This is a genomic window from Amycolatopsis sp. NPDC001319, from assembly GCF_042896185.1.
Lineage (GTDB): Bacteria > Actinomycetota > Actinomycetes > Mycobacteriales > Pseudonocardiaceae > Amycolatopsis.
The window spans coordinates 195,694-211,705 of sequence record NZ_JBIAWY010000015.1; the positions used below are offsets into that span (position 1 = coordinate 195,694).

Consider the following 16,012-nt stretch of genomic DNA (forward strand, 5'->3'; position numbering starts at 1 on the left):
GTGCACGAGCCAGCTGAGCCGCCCACAGGCTCTCTAAAAGGTGCACTGACCTGGCAATACGCTAAACCGCCACCGTCGTGGGCAAAACACGTGATCATCCCATCCGCCCCTTGAACATCAGGTGACACCCCCCTGAAAACAGCCCTCCAGGGGTCGTATACTCTCTTCATCAGCAAGTCCGAGTGGCGGAATGGCAGACGCGCTAGCTTGAGGTGCTAGTGCCCTTAACGGGCGTGGGGGTTCAAGTCCCCCCTCGGACACACACGTTAACCACACGGGGGAGAGGCGGTCACCACGACCGCCTCTTTTTTGTTGTCGTAGATGACTTGTAGGTCCAAGTCCCGGTAGACCTGCATGATCCGGTCCGGGTTCCGCGAGTTCAGGTGCCGGGCGACGTCGCCGAGCGAGTCGAGCATCGCGAATACCTCAGCCACGTCGAGCGTCTGCGCTTCTGGCAGGTGCTGAAGCTCTTCCTTCGCTGCTTGCCGCTCGGCCTGAGCGATGTTCATCGCGTCGACCAGGGCCGCCGGGTCAACCCCTGCTTCGATCGCCGCCTGGTGCCTGCGCAGCCGTGCTTCCGCGTCCTTAAGTCGTTTCTCCACGGCGTCCCGGCCCGTGCCTCGCTGGCCGCCCTGCGCTCCGACCAGCGCGGCCACTGTCTCGTCCCGGTTGGCCGGGTCGAAGACCTGACACAGCCAATCGTTGATCGGCGGAGTCACGACGTCCTCTCGCAGATTCACCGTCTTCGGGTGGTCGGCGAGCGCCGCAGAGCCCGGCGCCAGTGTCCGTGCGATGCACCGGTAGTACACGCCTTTGCGGATCGCCGCGCCCTGCATCTTCCTTGTGCAGATCTCGCAGCGCACCAACCCTTTCAGGAGATAGGTGTGCTTGGTGGCGCTCCGATCCCGGTCAAGCTTCGCAATGCCGCGCATCCCGCCGGCCGCGCGGGACCGGCGCACCAGCTGTGCCTGCGTGAAGGTCTCCACCGAGACAATTTCTGGATGCGCGGGCCGGCGCGATCGAACGACGCGTTCCGGCTCCGCGCGGCGGAATCGCACGACATGGCCCGCGCTCACATCGTCCGGGTTCAGCAAAGTTTCGTGCTTGGTCCAGCGGCCGAAGATCGCGTACCCGGTGTAGCGCGGATTCTCCAAAATGGATCGGACAGTGCTGCCCTGCCAGCCATCGGCGAGCCGGTGCCGGTTCTGGTCGCGTCGACGTTCCGAAGGGCACGGCACCCCGTCCTCATTCAAGCCCTTCGCGATCGCGCGGTCGCCCACACCTTCCAGGTACTCGGCGAAGATCCGTCGGACGACGCCGGCCGCCTCATCGTCGATCGCCAACACGCGCAGCCGGAACCCCTCTGCAGCCTTCCGCGGGTTCGGGTGCGGCCCGCCATCTACCACGACGTACCCGTACGGCGCCCGGCCGCCCTGGTGACGACCCTCGTTCACCACCTGAGCGTCCATCGCTGCGCGAACGCGTGCCTGGACGTGCTGGCGCTCCGATTCGCTCATCCCGCCAAGCACGCTCATGAGCATCTTGTGCGACGGGTTCCGCGCGTCGAACTTCCCGCCGAGTTCCGGCACCCACAAGTCCACACCGTACGCAGCGAACCGTGGCGCGATCAGCGAGAACTGGTTGCCGAACCAACACCGGGTTCCCTCGCCGACCACTACGGCATTCCACGTCCGTCGCGGGTTCTTCAGCTCGGCGAGCAGCCGAGCGGCTTCGGTACGCCGGTCCCACGGCACCGAACGTGACTGCCCGATGTCGAAGAACTCGGCCACGATCCGGCCGCCCAGCGGCTCGACGAACTTTCGCGCGTTCCCGAACTGCCAGCCGCGGGAAGTCTCCGGGTCTTGGTTGTCCTCGGTCGAGCACCGGCCGTAGACCGCCAACTCGCCGATCCCGTCGTCGACGGGGTCGGCGACTTCCAGGCCAAGGATGTCGTCAAGCGTCGACCACGGGTCACTGCTGATTTCAGCCGTCACGGTCCACCTCCTCCGCCGGTCCGTCCAGTACCGGCACCTCGGTAAGCTCGATCAGGATGGCCAGCAAGCCGCGCGCGACAGCAGGCGTTAGGCTTGGCAATCCCGCAGGTAGGATAACTCGGATCGGTGGGTCCTCGGAGTGGTCGGCACTCATGTCTGATCTTCCTCCACGTCCGGCTCGTCGCCAGTGGCCGCGCGGCTGATGGAACTCCTGATTTCAGCCGTCAGGTATCCGCGCACCTGCCTAACCTCGCCGTCGTCGCCGATCACCCGGTCCCGGGTCGGCCGGCATCCCAGGTCAGTCATCTCCTGGGCGAACGTCCGCCGGTCCATCTCGAGCGCGTCGAGCAGTTCGGCCGTCGGTACGAAGTCCCGGCCGTCCTCGCTGAGATCGTCGCCCAGGTAGTCGACGATCGACGCGAGCAGCGCGGGCAGCTCAACCGCGCCAACGGGCTGACCTGCACTGATTGCCTTGATTGCCGCGGCGTGATCGAGCACCGGTATGTTGTCCTGCCCGGCAGCGTGCCCGGTCAGTGTCCCGACCGCTTCGCGCAGCGCGCGGCCTTGCTCGCAGATGGTCCGCCAGTCCTCGTTCGGCATGTAGTAGGTCCGGACCGTCATGGCCAGGACGTCGGCGCCGGCGGCGGTGTCGCCGTCCGGCCGCAGGATGCCGACACCCTTGTGTGAGGGCAGCAGCCGCGACGAGTCGAATCCTCGCGTGTTCATCTGCTCGCCGAGCACGATGTTCGAGTCGCGCCAGTCCATCACCCGCAAGGCGAACCGCGAGCCGAGCACTGCGCGCAGCCCGGACGGGATCGTCTTCGAGTCCGGTCGTTGCGTCGCGAGTACGAGCACGATCCCCGCGGCTGGCCCCTTCTTCGCCAGCCATGTCAGCAGCTCACCGACGTACTCACCTGCGGGTAGCTTTTTTCCTTGCACGTCAACGGGTGTGCGGTCCTCCAAGGGAACCTGAACCTCATCGATGAAGATCGCCGTGATCGGCATGTTCAACGCCTTGTCACGGGACATCTCCGGCGTGACCTTCGACTCCGGACACGTGAGGTCGTCCAGGTCGCGCATCCGCCGGAATCGCGTCTGAACCTCGCCGACCAGCTCGATCAGCCAGTCGACCAAGGCCAGCACGTGCTCGGGTTCGTCGCCGGACATGAACCGGTGCGCCACCAAACCGGCCGCGTCCCAGTCCTTCCCTGCTTTGAAGTCCGCCACGTACAGCCGGACCCACGCGTCCAGGATGAGTCCCGCTGCGGCGAGCCGGGCGGAAAACGTCTTGCCCTGCCGCGGAATCGCGCCGACGAGCAGTGACGTCCACACCAGCGGAAGGTCGATCCGCCGATCCCGCGCGTCCCGTCCGAATGGAATCGGCCGCCACGCGTCCCACTGCGTCACGCCGAGCAGCGGCGTCCGCAAGGGCGGCGATGCGTATGGGTCTTCATCGGCCACCCACATCGCTACCCGGCCGGCGTGCCCGCCGTTGCCGCGCACCCGCTCGACGATCAGCTGGACTTCATCGACCGCGAGCGCCGACGCGAGTGCGTCCCGGTTCTTCACGACGTCGGCCGCTTTGCGCGTGGCAGGGAGGTCGACGGTGACCGCCCAGCCGTCACCGACGCGTGTCGCTCGCTCGACGAGCCGCAACGTCTCGTCTTTGCCGATCAGCTTCGCGTCCCGGAACGCGTCCACCAGGACCTGCGGGTCCATCGTCCACGTCAGCGTCCGCGGTCCGGCGAGCGCCGGCTTACGCCCGGGGCTGCCGTCCTTCCTGCGTCCGAGAACCGCGAGCGCTACCGACGCCGCCGCCCCGGCGATCCACAGTGGATCGTCCCCATACACCAGATCGACGACGGCCACCGCAATGGCGACAACGACCGCGATGGCGCCGCTAACCTTCCACCGGAACAACGTCAGCGTCCGGATTTCGATGAACTTGTCCGCCAACTTCTCCGACTCCTCGGCAGCCGTCCGGTAATCCCGGACGGTTATCCACCTGCGCCACCACCGCGCACCAACGACGACACCGCGCACAACCGCACTGAGGAACCGCAATGGCGACAGCACAAGCCACACCACAGCATCCTTGAACGCCTGGACCGCCTGCGGCTTGGTCTTGAGCCACAACGGCACCCGTGGCGAGTGCAACCACCACAGCACGAGACGGTTCCGACGTCGCTCACGCCGACGTGGCTGCGGCAACGTGTCGTCGACCAGTTCGCCGTCGAGCACGGGATCGGCCTTGACCGGCAACGAGTCAGCCATTGGCCACCTCCGCGCGCAGCGCCCGCGCAAGCCGCGGTGACAGCCCGCGCGAACAGCCGGTCGCCCGCCGCACCCACGCCGGCGTGATCTCGACGTCCGGCGTCCAGCTCTCCCGAGCGATCGCGAGGTAGTCGGCGAACAACACGCGTCGGCCGGCTTCCTCCTGCTGAACGGGCCGCCGTTCAGCAGCCACGAGCACGGCGTCGGTGAGCTTGTCCCGAAGGTCGGTGATCGCCTCGACCGCGACGAACACGACCAGCGGCGGCACCGAGTGCAGGACGATCGCTGGGGGCTCGCCGGCCGCGAACGACGTCCAGGTGTTCATGACATACGTCGCCGCGAGCGTGAACCACTTCGCTCGCCGCACCCACGGACCCGTCTTGACCTGGTACCGGGCGGTCACTTGCTCCGCGCGAAGGATCGCGAGCAGGACCAGTGAGACGGTCGGGTCCAGTACCCACGCCGCCAGCCACGGCAGCGAGCCCGGCCGTGTTCCGGCAGACGCGAAGCCCTGGACGTTGGTCATCGTGAACGCCAGTCCGAGCACGATCCCGGTCCAGCACATCCAATCGACCTGCCGCCTGACCCGCTCGATCCGCAGCGCGACGACGTCCGGATCGGTTTGATAGGCGCGCACCTCCGCGGCCTCGGCCGCGTCCTGCGCGAGCCGTTGCGCACGGTTCATCGCCGACCACCTCGCTTCCGGGTGTCGACGGTGGTCACGGTCATGGCGCGAGTCAGTGCGTACGACGCGAACAGCGCTGGCAGGGCGAGCACGGCGACGAGCAGCCACGGGCTGCCCGGGTGCGCGATCACCACCCACTGGACGGCGACGATCAAGCCGGCGTTGAATAGCACCCGCCCGACCAGCGACACGAGCCGTGCCCCGCTCCGTGCGGCTTCTGCGGCAGCCTTCGCCCGGCGGGAACCGGCCCGCCAGACCCAGAACAGCACGAGCAGCACGCCGACTCCGGCGAGGATCTGCGTGGGTGTCACGGTCAGTCCGTTCATCGCTCACCCCGATCGATCCGCTCGCCGCGCCGCAGCCAGTGCGGGTGCAGCGCGCGCCGGTCGTCGTCGGTCATCGCGCCCCAGACGCCGACCGTCTCGGCGCCGGCTGTCCGAAGCTCCAGTTCAAGACACTCGTCCTGGACCGGGCAGCCACCGCACAAGCGCTTGGCGAACTCCCGATCGTCACGAGCGTCCGGCGGCCCGCCCGCCGCCGGGGTCATGCAGGCTCCATCGCTGGTCACGATGGTGGTCAGGACATCGGTGGGCACCCATCGCAAGCGATCCAGCCGCCACGCGATGCCGATCAGCTGGAGGTCGTCCATGCCGCACCTCCGTCCTGAAGCGCCTTGGCCAGCTCGGCGGAGGAGACCCGCAGGCCGGTCCGGCATCGGGTGGCGCGCAGGGCGCCGGCCCGGATCGCCCGCCTGACCGTGTTGCGGGAGACACCGAGAATCCACGCGGACTCGGGAATGGTGTGAAAGGTCGTTTTGGTGTTCATGAGAGAACCATTCTGTTGATTTCAATACTATGTTGTTTATTTCAGCTGTCATGTGGACGTGTTTGTCCGCGCGCCGCAGCAACACGCACCGGCGGCGCTAATGAACGGTTGAAAAGCCGCTAATCTCGGCGCTGAGGCGGAGCGCGGAGGAATACGTGACGGAGGACTGGGCGGCGGTCGCGAAGGCGATCGACATGCGCGTGCGGGAACTGGGCTGGCGGCAACGCGAGCTGGCCGAGCGGTCGCACGTGTCGCAAGCGACCGTGCGCGAGCTTCAGCACCACGTCGTCGAGCGGCGCCGCAGCGCCCGAACGCTCGAAGCGCTGTCGACGACGTTGGGCTGGCACCCGCGGCATCTGCAGGCTGTGCTGCAGAACCGCACGCCGCCGCACCCGGACGAGCCGGTCGACGACGGCCACGAGCTCGCGTCCCGATTGGACGCACTCGAACAGCGGCTGGCCGAGATCACCGACCGGCTCGAAGACGTTCAAACAAGCCTGGCGACCGTGGTCGAGCACATCCGGCCGAAGCGTTAGCGAGGTCTTTTCCATGCCTTCAATTCAAGGCTGGAGCGGCCTCGCAACCCATGCACAAGCACCGCAGCACCACCGCACAACCACCGCAGATCACCGACATTCGGGAGCGCAATTGAATCCGGCCGGGGGATGGACGGGACGCACGGCGGCGGCGTTGCAGACTGCATTGCGGCTGAGTCAGGAGCGCTTCGCCGAACGCCTGGGAATCAGCGCGCGCACGGTCGGGGCGTGGCACAAGAAACCGGATCTTCGACCGCAGTCGGACATGCAACAGGTCTTGGACACGGCGTTGGCGCAGGCGTCGGACGCCGAGCGCGACCGGTTCGGCGCCTTGACCGGCGACGCACCGGGCAGCGCCTCGCCGGCCGCGTCGAGCGGGGCTGATGAACGCCTGGACGCCGACCCTCACATCGGCGCCGCGTTGGAGTGGCTCGACCGTCACGCGCACTGGACGCCGGGCACCGCGCGTCGCGCTGTTGCCGATCGTCTCGCCCGCATCGACGCCCAAGAGCTTCAAGACCGTGGGACGCGGCGTGGTTGGGTCAGCCAACGCGACGTCGCGGCCGCGCTGACCGCCTACTACGGCAGCCGGCTCGACGACCACGGCCTGTACACGGCGCAATGTGGTGATCTCGCCATGAACACCAGCGTTCTGACCTGCGCAGACTGGCTCGACCTGGATTGCGAGCTTCGTCCGCCGTATGACCGGCTCCGGGTGCCGAGCGCACAGCCGGAAGCCGACCTCGACCTGGACGACCGCGCCGCCGACCGCGCTGTTCAGCGACTCGCCGAGACGCTGTCCATGAACACCCGGCTCACGGACAGCCCGATCTACCGGCTCACGAGCACGGACATCCGTGAACATCAGCTTCGCGGCACGTTCGGCGTGTCCCAGTTCGTGCACTACGCGCTGACGGCCGACCTTCTCGAAGGTGAACTGGTCGACGCGGTGGCCGCGGGCTCGACGGCCATGCCGCTCAGGGACCGTTACCTGCCGGACCTCCGCTCGGTGCTCGGCGTCGGCGCGCGGCTGTGTGCGGGCGGCGTCCTCGCGCTGACGGCGATCGCCCGGCCTGCTGACCCGTACCGCGGAGACGCGGACTACTTGCTGCTGGTCCAAGAGCGGTCCGGCAACGTGCTGAACGCGGCGCGCCGGCTCGCGGTGATCCCGAAGGGCTTCCACCAGCCGCTGACCGACGTCCGCCGCGACGCGCAAGTGGGCATGACACTTCGCCGTGAGATGGAAGAAGAGCTGTTCGGCCGGCCCGACGTCGACAACACCCTGGGTGACATGCTGGCGGCCGACCCGCTGCACCCAACCAAGCTCACCGAGCCGATGAGCTGGCTCATGGCGCAGCCCGGCCGGCTGCGGATGGAGTGCACGGGGTTCGGCCTGAACCTCGTCAGCGGAAACTACGAGTTCGCCAGCCTGATCGTCATCGAGGACGAAGATTTTTGGGCACGCTACGGGGGAGTGGTCGAAGCAAACTGGGAATCCGCAACTCTTCGTCAGTATTCGACTACCGATGACGAGCTCGTCACCGAGTTGCTGGGTGATGTAGCGTGGAGCAACGAAGGATTGTTCGCCATGTCGCAAGGGCTCAGGCGCCTTGCGGAAATCGGCGGAGAGCGCGTGAAACTACCCACGATCGAATGGGAGATCAGCCAGTGACTAACGGTTGGATCGCCGGCAACGCGAACGAAGACGCGGCGGACACGCGCGGCTGGCTGGTCGGCCACTTCATCGATCCGTCGCAGGGCGTCCGAGCGTCCAAGGACGTGGAAGTCAAGTGGGCCAACCATCCTGCGGGTGACAAGCGTCCCGAGTGGACTTCCGACGACCAGCGAACCACGCTGGTGATGCTTGTCTCAGGCGAGTTTCGAGTGGAAGTCACCGGCGGTAGCAAGGTCATGAACCGGCCGGGCGATTACCTCATGTGGGGCCCGGGAATCGACCATTCTTGGGAAGCACTGGTGGATTCGGTTGTCTTGACGGTCCGCTGGCCGTCAGCGACCTAATTCGACTGCGGGAATCCTCACCCGCTCACCGCCGATCTCGGAGAGTCGACGCAGGCCCTGGAGAAATGCGAACAATCCCTCATTGCTCCATGTTTCGTTACCGATCAGTTCGGTGATCAGGTCTCCGTCGAGCGTCGAGTACTGCCGCAGCCCGGCGGCCTCCCAGTTCGCTTCGACGTCACCGCCGAACCGCGGCCAGAACTCCTCATCTTCGATCACGACCAGACTGGCGAACTCGTAATTCCCGCTGACCAGGTTGAACCCGAATCCAGTGCACTCCATCCGCAACCGGCCGGGCTGTTCGGTCAACCACCGCATCGGCGCCGAGAGCCGGGCCGGGTGCATCGGATCGGCGGCCCGCTGGACGCCGGTTGTCCGGTCGACGTCGCCCCTGCCGAACAGTTCTTCTTCCAGCTCACGGCGCAATGTGGCACCGATCCGCGCGTCGGCGCGTTGATCGGCGAGCGGCCCGTGAAAGCTCTTCGGGATGACGGCCAGCCTGCGCGCCGCATTCACCACGTGCCGTGAACGCTCCTGCACCAGCAATAGGTAGTCCGCCTCACCGCGGAACGAATCGGCCGGCCGCGCGATCGCCGTCAACGCGAGCACGCCACCGGCGCAAAGCCGTCCTCGAAGGTCAAGCACGGCCGCAAGATCCGGCAGGTACCGATCCCGAAGCGGCATCCGACCCTGCTGCACCGCCCCGCGTTCGTATAGCTCCCGTTCGAGAAGATCCACGCTCAGGGCGTACTCGACGAACGGCACCACCTGGACGTCGCCGCCAACCATTCCCGGTCGGATCTGCACGTCCGTGAGCCGATACAGCGGCACGTCCGCGATGCGCACGTCGTCAGCCGCAGCTTCCGCCAGCCGCTGAACCGCAACGTTTTCGTCGACCAGCTCACGCGCGGCACTCTCGTTGACAGACAGCACAATCCGGTCGTTCTCGGCCGTCAACGGGCAAGCAAGATCCAGCCAGTCCGGCCGGGTCAGGACGCTGGTCGCGACCTCAACCTGTCCGCAGCGCGCGGCATACAGCACATGCCCGGGAACCGAGTCGCTGTAATAGTTCGCCAAGGCGGCTGCAACACGACTCCGACCGGCCGGCACGTCGGAATGCGGCTTCACAGGCGCGGCGGTTGCCACGCGTCCGCGTGCAGTACCGGGAGACCACCCAGCGTGCCGATCCAGCCAGCCGAACGCAGGCTCAAGCGCCGAGCCAAGCTCCGCCGTCCCCTCCAGCGTGCGCAGGACGATCAGCTCGCGCAGCTCGTCTGCGGTGCGGCCGAGAACCTTGGCCAGCTTCGGCCACTGGTACGGCAGGGGCGCGTAGTCGCCGGCTTCCCACCGGATGATCGTCGACCGGTCAACGCCCATCACCTCGGCAAGGTTCTCCTGAGTCAGCCCAGCCGCCTTACGAGCTGAAACAAGCTCCTCGCGCCGACGAACGCTGACCACTCGACCACCTCACCCCGATTGACGCCGATCACAGCGTAGCAGCCGTCATCGCAGGTAGTGGCTCCGAGTGCCACATCCCCGCCGCGAAACATCAACGTTTCCGCTCTGGGCCATGTCCGCCTCCCCGGTTTGGATGATTTCAACAGATTCAAAGACCAGGGGGTGGATGTGACCAGCGGCGAACACGGCTCGCGCTTGTACGTGACCTGGCACCGCTGCGTGGCCGACAACCTGGACCACGCCGTCACCGACGACGCTCTGTCCGATGGCATCGCACGCCATGAAGGCCGCTACCACACGCTCTGCGGCCGCAATGTGCTGTTTCACTCCTGCCTGATGCCTCCCGGCCGGCCGTGCGCTACCTGCAAGTTGCTGGTCTGGCTCGCACGGAGATGCCGTCGCCAGAACCCGCGTCCCATCGCAAGACGTCGTGCTGGCGTCGCATCTTCGGTCGTCTCCAGACTCCGGCCGTCCTGCTGCCGCGCCCGCCTCAACGCGTGCGGCTCATTCCCGAGCAGGACGGCCGGACCACCACGTCGGTGGGAACGGGCAGTACTCCCAGCGACCACCATCACCGGCGGACGACCCGATGACGGTATTCATCGCGCGCCCACTGCCCGGCACAGTCGGCGAATCCCGCCGCGTCGTCCACGTCTTCCCGCTCCCCACGCAGGGCTCGCCGCCGGAACGTCTGACCGCGTACTGCGAAGCGACTTTCGGCGCTGGCGAGCTTGAGTTGCTCGAACGCCCGGTCGGCATGCCGTGCGTGACCTGCCTCCGCCTCGCACCCACCCCAGGCGACGCCGATCGGCAGGCGATCGAGCGATGACGTGGAGCCCGCCGATCACGCTGGCGTTTCAGCGCGAACTGGACCCGCTGCTGCTCCTGCCGGTCCGGCTGTTCGTACTGTGCCAGCTGGTAGACATGCGCTGGCGCAGGGCTAGCGTGATCGGGAACGCACTGGGCGTGGGCGGGCGGAGTCTCGCGCTGCACCTGGTGACCCTGCGCGCCGCAGGATACCTGGAGGCCCCGTTTGAGAGAGATAGCCTGGTGCTCCGTTTGACGCCGCTCGGACTCGACCGGCTGACCGAGCACGTGACGGCGCTCCAGTCCGTCGCGAGCACAGCCGCCGCACTCGTCACTGCGCGGCGCGCTCCGCCGACCCGGTGTGCTGTGACGGGGCGCGGCCCGATGCGCTAACCCCTCTGAAAACGGCTGCTCGTGACGGCTGTGACGGGATCCCAGTCGAGCCGTCACAGCCGTCACACAGACGTTCTCGCAGGTCAATCGGTATTCGTTGCTGTCACAGGCCGTGTGACGGCCGTGACGCCTGACGCGGACCAAATGACCAGGGAGGGAAGACCACCACTACGGCCCGGTGACGGGCGTTGAGTCTTGGCTGTTCCGGCGTCGCACCCCTCGCGACCATCCGAGCGGAACGGCCGAGCCGGTCCGGCCGGCGCAGGTTGACTGCGCCGGCCGGATGCTGGCTTTACCGGGCTGCAGCGAGGCCGTCGTGAGTGAGGTTGAGCGCGTCGATCAGGTTGGTACGGCTGCCCGCACACATGTTGGCTTCCAGCTCACCATCGTTCGTGTCGCTGGTGAAAGCCAGGACTCGACCTGTGTGGGCCAGGTCGTACACGGTCAACGGTGTGCTGCGGACCCGATCGCCGTCCCCGTCGCGGATCGCGGCGTAGAGCTTGTGCACCGCTACGCGCTCGGCGCGCATCAGGTACCGCATCTCGTCGGCCACTCCGGACAGCTCCGACATCGGATCAGCATCCCTGCCTTCGAGGTAGGCAGTCGGCACCCTCAGCTGCTGGATGCGGGCGGGCGCGCACCCCGGCAAGGTGTCCACCAGGCTGGCCGCCATGCCACGCGGCCGGATCGGGTCGAGCTGGATCGATCGGTTGTCGGTGATCAGCCGCACCGCGTCCGGGCCGGCCGTGGCCACGAAGACGGCGCCGTTGTCATCCGGATGGCTTCCGAACGCGGTCCACGAGTAGAACTCCCGCACGGGCACGGCCAATAGGCTGAGCGTTGCGTGGAACTCCGGGGTGAGCCGACCGTCATCTGTGGCCAGGCGCAGCGCGGTGAACCGGGACAGCGAGCGCCTGGTGAGTTCCTTGGCGAACTCGGCAGTCGAGTAACTGTCGTCCGGGTCGACCACAGCCGGGAGTTCGCCCAGCTCGGCCAGCTTCCACGCGACGAAGAACGCCGATTGCGGCATCCGGACCGGCTTGTCGATGATCGTCATCGTCGTGTCTCAGCCGCCGATTGTCGGCGGGGTCGGCGGGAGCCCGGACCACGGGTCACGCAGCCGGCCGTCCTCGTCGTCGACGATGTCGAACGCGGAATCGTCCTCCAGCACGTACTTGCGCTGGTGCTCCTTATCCTCCTCGCCCTTGCCGCCCCTACCGGCACCACCCATGCCGCCCACCCCGGACGAACCCCGAGCGCCGGCGGCACCGCGCGCGCCCGCACCGGCCCCTCCACGCCCCATTGATTCCTCCGCACCAGCACCGTCCCCGGGACCAGCGCCAAGCCTGCCGGCAGAGCCGCCCGCGCGGCCACCACCGCTCACGCCGCCCGATTCACCACCACCAAACCCGCTGGTCGGGCCGAACCCGCCGATGCCACCCGGCGACCACGAGTTGCCGCCGCTGCTGCCGCCACCAGGCGGCAACGACGACGGCGGCCTCCAGGTCGAGCCGCCGGTCGGATTCGTGGACGGTGGAGTCCATCCCGAGGTCGTCGTCCCATCACCCGGCCCGCTGCCGGGCTGGTAACCCACGGGCGTGGTCACGCCAGGCACGTGGGCTACCGGGACCGTCGAACCCTGCCCCGGCGTGAATGTCGGCGACGCCCCGCCGTTGCCCCGGCCACTGCCAGTCTCGCTGCGGGCGCCAAACTCGGCCTGCTTGCTGGTGACAGGCTGGCCCGAGCCGATCGTGACCTTGCCACCGTCGAAGGCGGCAAGCTGGCCGTAATCGATCTTCAGCCTCTGACCGCTGGCCTGCGCGTGCGTCGCATACCCCTGGTACTTCTGGAGGTTCTGCTGCCCGACGTTGTTGTAGTCCTGGATCTGTTTCTCAGTGTCGGTCTGCCACCAAGCCGCTTCGTCGAAAAAGTTCTTGTGCGGCGGAGTTGGTGGCATCGGCTGCAGCGACTGTTTCATCTCGTCGAACCCGTGCGCCAGGTCGCTGACGTTCTGCGAATTGGATGTGAACGTCTCTGACGCCGATTGAGACACGTCCGCGAGCGGTCTGATCCGACCCTGCGCCGCATCTGCTCCGCCGCCGGTCCACACCGACTCCAGATTCGAACTCAGCTGCTGTACGCGCCCGCTGATCTGGCTGTGTTCTGAGGCGAGGTCAGCTGCATCAGAACTGCCGTTGTGCCAGTCAGGCGCACCTTTGCTGGCCATGACCTTCTGGACCAGGTCCGACGATGGCACGGTTTGCTCGCCGAGGCTCCCGTGGTACAGGTCGCCGAACCAGTTGCCAACGTCGCTGAACCGGTCACCCGTCCAGTCGGCTGCATCCTCCAGGCCGTGCCCGACCGCCTTGGCGGTGTCGCCGACCCAATCGAAGAACCCCATTACGAGCCGGCCTTCTGCTTCAGGTTCGTGACGACCATGCCGGCCGCGATCGTGGCCGCCTGACACGGATCGGTGCCCTTTTTCGCCGGGCCGAGACCGACCGACACGTCGACCGTCGTCTGATCGTTGATGCCGATGCTGATCTGGCAGAACGTGCTGGGGTCACCGACTGAGGTGACGTGCGCGACCGCTGGGAACCCTTGAATCGCAGGTAGTTCGCGCCACACCACAGCCTTCGGCTTCGTGTTTTCGTACCAGCCACTCAAGCCCTCGTGCGATTCAGAGTCGTACGCCACGTCGACATGCGAGCCCTTTTCGCTGTTCGTCCAGTTGCAACTCGGCCCAAGCCCGGCGGTCGTATCGGGCGAGCCCTGCGGGGCCTCGCCCAGAAGGTCGGTCAACTGTGCCGCGGTCAGGCCACTCTGGCACGGCTGGTTGTCCAGGATCGACGACGCGACTGGGTTCGGCACCTTGGGCGCGCCGCTATGGGGCAACGCCTGCGAAGTGCTCGATGGTGCACTTGCTGACGAGCTCGGTGCGGATGTGGAGTCTCCAGAGCTGCAGGCGGTGAGCCCAGCTGCCAGCGCGACGCCGAAGATCACAAGAGCTGATCGCGCCGTCATCCCAGAACTCCTCCTTTACCCGCGGTCTTCTGAATGTCACCAGTGGCGCTCTGATCGCTGGAGTGCGTCAGGTGCAGCGCATCTTCAAGCCGGCCGATCAACTCGACGACATACTGATGTTCGAGCTTGATGTGCCCCAGCCCGTAGTCGAACGCTCCAGGCTTTCCCCCGTTGCTGGCGAGGAGCGCGTTGTAGCCGTTGCTGGCAGGCTCGTCGGCTGGGGGCTTCAGCGAGGTGAGGCGTTCGGCCTTGGGGATAAGGTTCCACAGGTCGTCTCGAATCTCACGCGCAGTGTCGAGCATGGTCATCGCTTCGTCGTGGTTGAGCGTGAACCCCTGCCCGCTCGACGCCCCTGCACCGCCGGCACCCGCTGCACCGCCCATCGCGGCACCTGCGGCCGTCGCTGCACCGAACGTATCGCTGATATTGAAGTCCAGCCCTGCGAGCCAGCTGCCTGGCGCAGGCGCCTGTTGCGCCATGATGCACCCCTCGTTTTGACACACGTCAACCACACGTCGAAGCCGCCCATCCGATGGCAACTCCGCACGTCACAGTAACCGATCACTTACGACGGGGTGGTCAAACGGTGCAACACGTGCTGGTCATCCTCACCTGATCTCGGGCCATCCGCGGATCCATCTGCCCCGCCGGTCCAGACGCAGCATCTATCGCCCGAACCACCTCGACAGATCTACAGAAGGACAGAAAGACACCGTGGCCGATCGTCTGACGGCCTGAACTACCGACCTTGGCTAGTGCCGCGCCTCGGAACGTTGACGAGGTAATTGCCGTGGACCGGCACGCTGACCTTGCCTGGCAGGCTGCCCAGTGGAGGTGATGCAGGTGGCCCGTCAACCCGAGGTGCTCGTCCACGAGTTAGAACCCGAGCAAGCCCAGCGCCTGGTGAAGATCACCAGGTCCACGCGGGGACAGAGTCCGGTTGCGCCGAGCCGGGATCGTGCTCGCCTCGGTGCAGGGCCGGTCCGCGGGCGAGATCGCGATGATGTTCGCCGCCAGCGAGAACTACGTGTGGGAGGTGATCCACGCGTTCAACGCCCAGGGGTTCGCGGCACTGGCCCAAAATGGAGCGGCGGCCGACCGGTTAAATTCGGTCCGGCCGTCCGCGAGTTGATCTGCCGCACTGCCCGCAGCGACCCCCGCGCTCTCGGGCAGCCCTTCACTACTTGGAGCCTCAGCAAACTCGTTGCCTACCTGCGCGGACACCACCGACTGGCCGTCTCCGCCGAGGCCACGCGACGGGTCCTACGCAAGGCTGGCATCACCTGGCAGCGCACGGAGACTTGGAAGCCAGCCACGACCCGGACTTCGCCAGCAAGATGGTCCGCATCCTGGACCTCTACGACCATCCATGCCCGACCAGTCGGCCATGAACGGCCACTGTCCGCCCATCAGCAACGGCAGCCCGAACATGTCCAGCACGCGCCTGGGCAGCAGGTGGAACAGCGGCGCGTACTCGAAGTACCGCGCCCGTGTCCGCGTACGAAGGTGACGTTGACGTCGCCGAGGTCGGCGATCCTGGCCATCGGCGCCGGCAGGTCGTCCGGGTCGAAGAAGCGCCGCCGGAACTGGGCTGCCTCCCACAGCATGTTCCACTGCGCTATCGCGAGGAACTCTTCAGGCGAGGTGTAGGCGGCCGGGAGCGTCACGTACTCCGGCGGAGCCGGTTCGAGCGGCCGGACCACGCCGTCAAAGATGAACCCGGCCGAGATGTTCCGCAGGCGCGGGTACTCCTCCGGGCAAGCGTCCGCCTCCGGGAGAACACGTCATCGCGGCGCCCTCCAGCACCTCGGCACGGGTCGGCTCCTGTTCCCCGCACACTTCACTGTCCGCCACCTGCGGCTCCACGCCTTGACCGGTCCGCTCGTCGATCTGAGTCATACCTCCATCACGACAGTCTCCGCCGGACTCGTTCCGGACACGCCCGGCCCCGAGTGCTTCTTGCCTCCGGCGTGACCGACAACGGGACTCCCGTACGC

The 16,012-nt window shown here is 66.9% G+C and carries 18 protein-coding genes and 1 tRNA gene; 7 read left to right on the plus strand and 12 right to left on the minus strand.

Annotated elements, in window-relative coordinates:
• Positions 1-176: 176 nt before the first annotated feature.
• Positions 177-260 (plus strand) — tRNA-Leu (locus ACFY1H_RS41450).
• A 6-nt stretch (positions 261-266) separates the two neighbouring features.
• Here ACFY1H_RS41450 and ACFY1H_RS41455 read toward each other — a convergent pair.
• From ACFY1H_RS41455 to ACFY1H_RS41480, 6 genes are all read right to left on the minus strand, one after another.
• Positions 267-1,994: a recombinase family protein gene (locus ACFY1H_RS41455; protein ID WP_386955691.1), complete on the minus strand. Its 1,728-nt coding sequence runs from the start codon at positions 1,992-1,994 to the stop codon at positions 267-269.
• A 150-nt stretch (positions 1,995-2,144) separates the two neighbouring features.
• Entirely contained in the window at positions 2,145-4,268 is a 2,124-nt protein-coding gene (locus ACFY1H_RS41460) for a cell division protein FtsK (protein ID WP_386955692.1), read from the minus strand.
• Positions 4,261-4,953: a hypothetical protein gene (locus ACFY1H_RS41465; protein WP_386955693.1), complete on the minus strand. Its 693-nt coding sequence runs from the start codon at positions 4,951-4,953 to the stop codon at positions 4,261-4,263. The genes ACFY1H_RS41460 and ACFY1H_RS41465 overlap by 8 nt, the downstream gene beginning before the upstream one ends.
• Complete coding sequence (locus tag ACFY1H_RS41470) at positions 4,950-5,279, minus strand: hypothetical protein (protein WP_386955694.1); 330 nt, start codon at positions 5,277-5,279, stop codon at positions 4,950-4,952. Before ACFY1H_RS41470 ends, ACFY1H_RS41465 begins: the two co-directional genes overlap by 4 nt.
• Positions 5,276-5,602: a WhiB family transcriptional regulator gene (locus tag ACFY1H_RS41475; protein ID WP_204089416.1), complete on the minus strand. Its 327-nt coding sequence runs from the start codon at positions 5,600-5,602 to the stop codon at positions 5,276-5,278. Before ACFY1H_RS41475 ends, ACFY1H_RS41470 begins: the two co-directional genes overlap by 4 nt.
• Positions 5,584-5,778, minus strand: coding sequence for a helix-turn-helix domain-containing protein (locus ACFY1H_RS41480; RefSeq protein ID WP_386955695.1), 195 nt, complete (start codon positions 5,776-5,778; stop codon positions 5,584-5,586). The genes ACFY1H_RS41475 and ACFY1H_RS41480 overlap by 19 nt, the downstream gene beginning before the upstream one ends.
• Positions 5,779-5,933: 155 nt before the next feature.
• Here ACFY1H_RS41480 and ACFY1H_RS41485 point away from each other — a divergent pair, with 155 nt between their 5' ends.
• From ACFY1H_RS41485 to ACFY1H_RS41495, 3 genes are all read left to right on the plus strand, one after another.
• Positions 5,934-6,314: a helix-turn-helix domain-containing protein gene (locus ACFY1H_RS41485; RefSeq protein WP_386955696.1), complete on the plus strand. Its 381-nt coding sequence runs from the start codon at positions 5,934-5,936 to the stop codon at positions 6,312-6,314.
• 166 nt (positions 6,315-6,480) lie between these two features.
• Positions 6,481-7,986, plus strand: a complete 1,506-nt coding sequence (locus ACFY1H_RS41490; RefSeq protein ID WP_386955717.1) for a transcriptional regulator — start codon at positions 6,481-6,483, stop codon at positions 7,984-7,986.
• A complete protein-coding gene (locus ACFY1H_RS41495; protein ID WP_386955697.1) occupies positions 7,983-8,333 on the plus strand; it encodes a cupin domain-containing protein in 351 nt (116 codons plus the stop codon). The genes ACFY1H_RS41490 and ACFY1H_RS41495 overlap by 4 nt, the downstream gene beginning before the upstream one ends.
• On the opposite strand, the gene ACFY1H_RS41500 is transcribed toward ACFY1H_RS41495, so the two are convergent.
• Complete coding sequence (locus ACFY1H_RS41500; protein ID WP_386955698.1) at positions 8,322-9,791, minus strand: helix-turn-helix transcriptional regulator; 1,470 nt, start codon at positions 9,789-9,791, stop codon at positions 8,322-8,324. The two genes, ACFY1H_RS41495 and ACFY1H_RS41500, sit on opposite strands and share 12 nt — an antisense overlap.
• Before the next feature lie 589 nt (positions 9,792-10,380).
• Here ACFY1H_RS41500 and ACFY1H_RS41505 point away from each other — a divergent pair.
• Positions 10,381-10,620 (plus strand): hypothetical protein, encoded by a 240-nt coding sequence (locus ACFY1H_RS41505; protein WP_386955699.1) that lies wholly within the window; start codon positions 10,381-10,383, stop codon positions 10,618-10,620.
• On the plus strand, positions 10,617-10,991 hold the full coding sequence (locus tag ACFY1H_RS41510; protein WP_386955700.1) for a MarR family transcriptional regulator: 375 nt from the start codon (positions 10,617-10,619) through the stop codon (positions 10,989-10,991). The genes ACFY1H_RS41505 and ACFY1H_RS41510 overlap by 4 nt, the downstream gene beginning before the upstream one ends.
• Positions 10,992-11,283: 292 nt before the next feature.
• Here ACFY1H_RS41510 and ACFY1H_RS41515 read toward each other — a convergent pair whose 3' ends face one another.
• Genes ACFY1H_RS41515 through ACFY1H_RS41530 form a run of 4 tightly spaced genes read right to left on the minus strand, consistent with a single transcriptional unit; the run spans position 11,284 to position 14,494 of the window.
• Positions 11,284-12,048 (minus strand): ESX secretion-associated protein EspG, encoded by a 765-nt coding sequence (locus ACFY1H_RS41515; RefSeq protein WP_386955701.1) that lies wholly within the window; start codon positions 12,046-12,048, stop codon positions 11,284-11,286.
• Positions 12,049-12,057: 9 nt separating this feature from the next.
• Complete coding sequence (locus ACFY1H_RS41520) at positions 12,058-13,392, minus strand: hypothetical protein (RefSeq protein WP_386955702.1); 1,335 nt, start codon at positions 13,390-13,392, stop codon at positions 12,058-12,060.
• Positions 13,392-14,015 (minus strand): DUF3558 domain-containing protein, encoded by a 624-nt coding sequence (locus tag ACFY1H_RS41525; protein WP_386955703.1) that lies wholly within the window; start codon positions 14,013-14,015, stop codon positions 13,392-13,394. The genes ACFY1H_RS41520 and ACFY1H_RS41525 overlap by 1 nt, the downstream gene beginning before the upstream one ends.
• Positions 14,012-14,494, minus strand: coding sequence for a hypothetical protein (locus ACFY1H_RS41530; protein ID WP_386955704.1), 483 nt, complete (start codon positions 14,492-14,494; stop codon positions 14,012-14,014). The genes ACFY1H_RS41525 and ACFY1H_RS41530 overlap by 4 nt, the downstream gene beginning before the upstream one ends.
• A gap of 461 nt (positions 14,495-14,955) precedes the next feature.
• On the opposite strand from ACFY1H_RS41530, the gene ACFY1H_RS41535 reads away from it, so the two are divergent.
• Complete coding sequence (locus tag ACFY1H_RS41535) at positions 14,956-15,147, plus strand: hypothetical protein (protein ID WP_386955705.1); 192 nt, start codon at positions 14,956-14,958, stop codon at positions 15,145-15,147.
• Positions 15,148-15,424: 277 nt separating this feature from the next.
• Here the strand turns inward: ACFY1H_RS41535 and ACFY1H_RS41540 are convergent, their stop codons facing one another.
• Positions 15,425-15,718 carry a hypothetical protein gene (locus tag ACFY1H_RS41540; RefSeq protein WP_386955706.1) on the minus strand — a complete coding sequence of 98 codons (294 nt, stop codon included), beginning with the start codon at positions 15,716-15,718 and terminating at the stop codon, positions 15,425-15,427.
• Positions 15,719-16,012: the final 294 nt, after the last annotated feature.

What these genes read in the sequence shown, in the direction of transcription:
- ACFY1H_RS41465 (WP_386955693.1), bottom strand. Translation starts at nt 4,953, where the DNA reads ATGAACCGTGCGCAACGGCTCGCGCAGGACGCGGCCGAGGCCGCGGAG.
- ACFY1H_RS41505 (WP_386955699.1), top strand. Translation starts at nt 10,381, where the DNA reads ATGACGGTATTCATCGCGCGCCCACTGCCCGGCACAGTCGGCGAATCC.
- ACFY1H_RS41475 (WP_204089416.1), bottom strand. Translation starts at nt 5,602, where the DNA reads ATGGACGACCTCCAGCTGATCGGCATCGCGTGGCGGCTGGATCGCTTG.
- ACFY1H_RS41480 (WP_386955695.1), bottom strand. Translation starts at nt 5,778, where the DNA reads ATGAACACCAAAACGACCTTTCACACCATTCCCGAGTCCGCGTGGATT.
- ACFY1H_RS41515 (WP_386955701.1), bottom strand. Translation starts at nt 12,048, where the DNA reads ATGACGATCATCGACAAGCCGGTCCGGATGCCGCAATCGGCGTTCTTC.
- ACFY1H_RS41520 (WP_386955702.1), bottom strand. Translation starts at nt 13,392, where the DNA reads ATGGGGTTCTTCGATTGGGTCGGCGACACCGCCAAGGCGGTCGGGCAC.
- ACFY1H_RS41530 (WP_386955704.1), bottom strand. Translation starts at nt 14,494, where the DNA reads ATGGCGCAACAGGCGCCTGCGCCAGGCAGCTGGCTCGCAGGGCTGGAC.
- ACFY1H_RS41510 (WP_386955700.1), top strand. Translation starts at nt 10,617, where the DNA reads ATGACGTGGAGCCCGCCGATCACGCTGGCGTTTCAGCGCGAACTGGAC.
- ACFY1H_RS41470 (WP_386955694.1), bottom strand. Translation starts at nt 5,279, where the DNA reads ATGAACGGACTGACCGTGACACCCACGCAGATCCTCGCCGGAGTCGGC.
- ACFY1H_RS41460 (WP_386955692.1), bottom strand. Translation starts at nt 4,268, where the DNA reads ATGGCTGACTCGTTGCCGGTCAAGGCCGATCCCGTGCTCGACGGCGAA.
- ACFY1H_RS41525 (WP_386955703.1), bottom strand. Translation starts at nt 14,015, where the DNA reads ATGACGGCGCGATCAGCTCTTGTGATCTTCGGCGTCGCGCTGGCAGCT.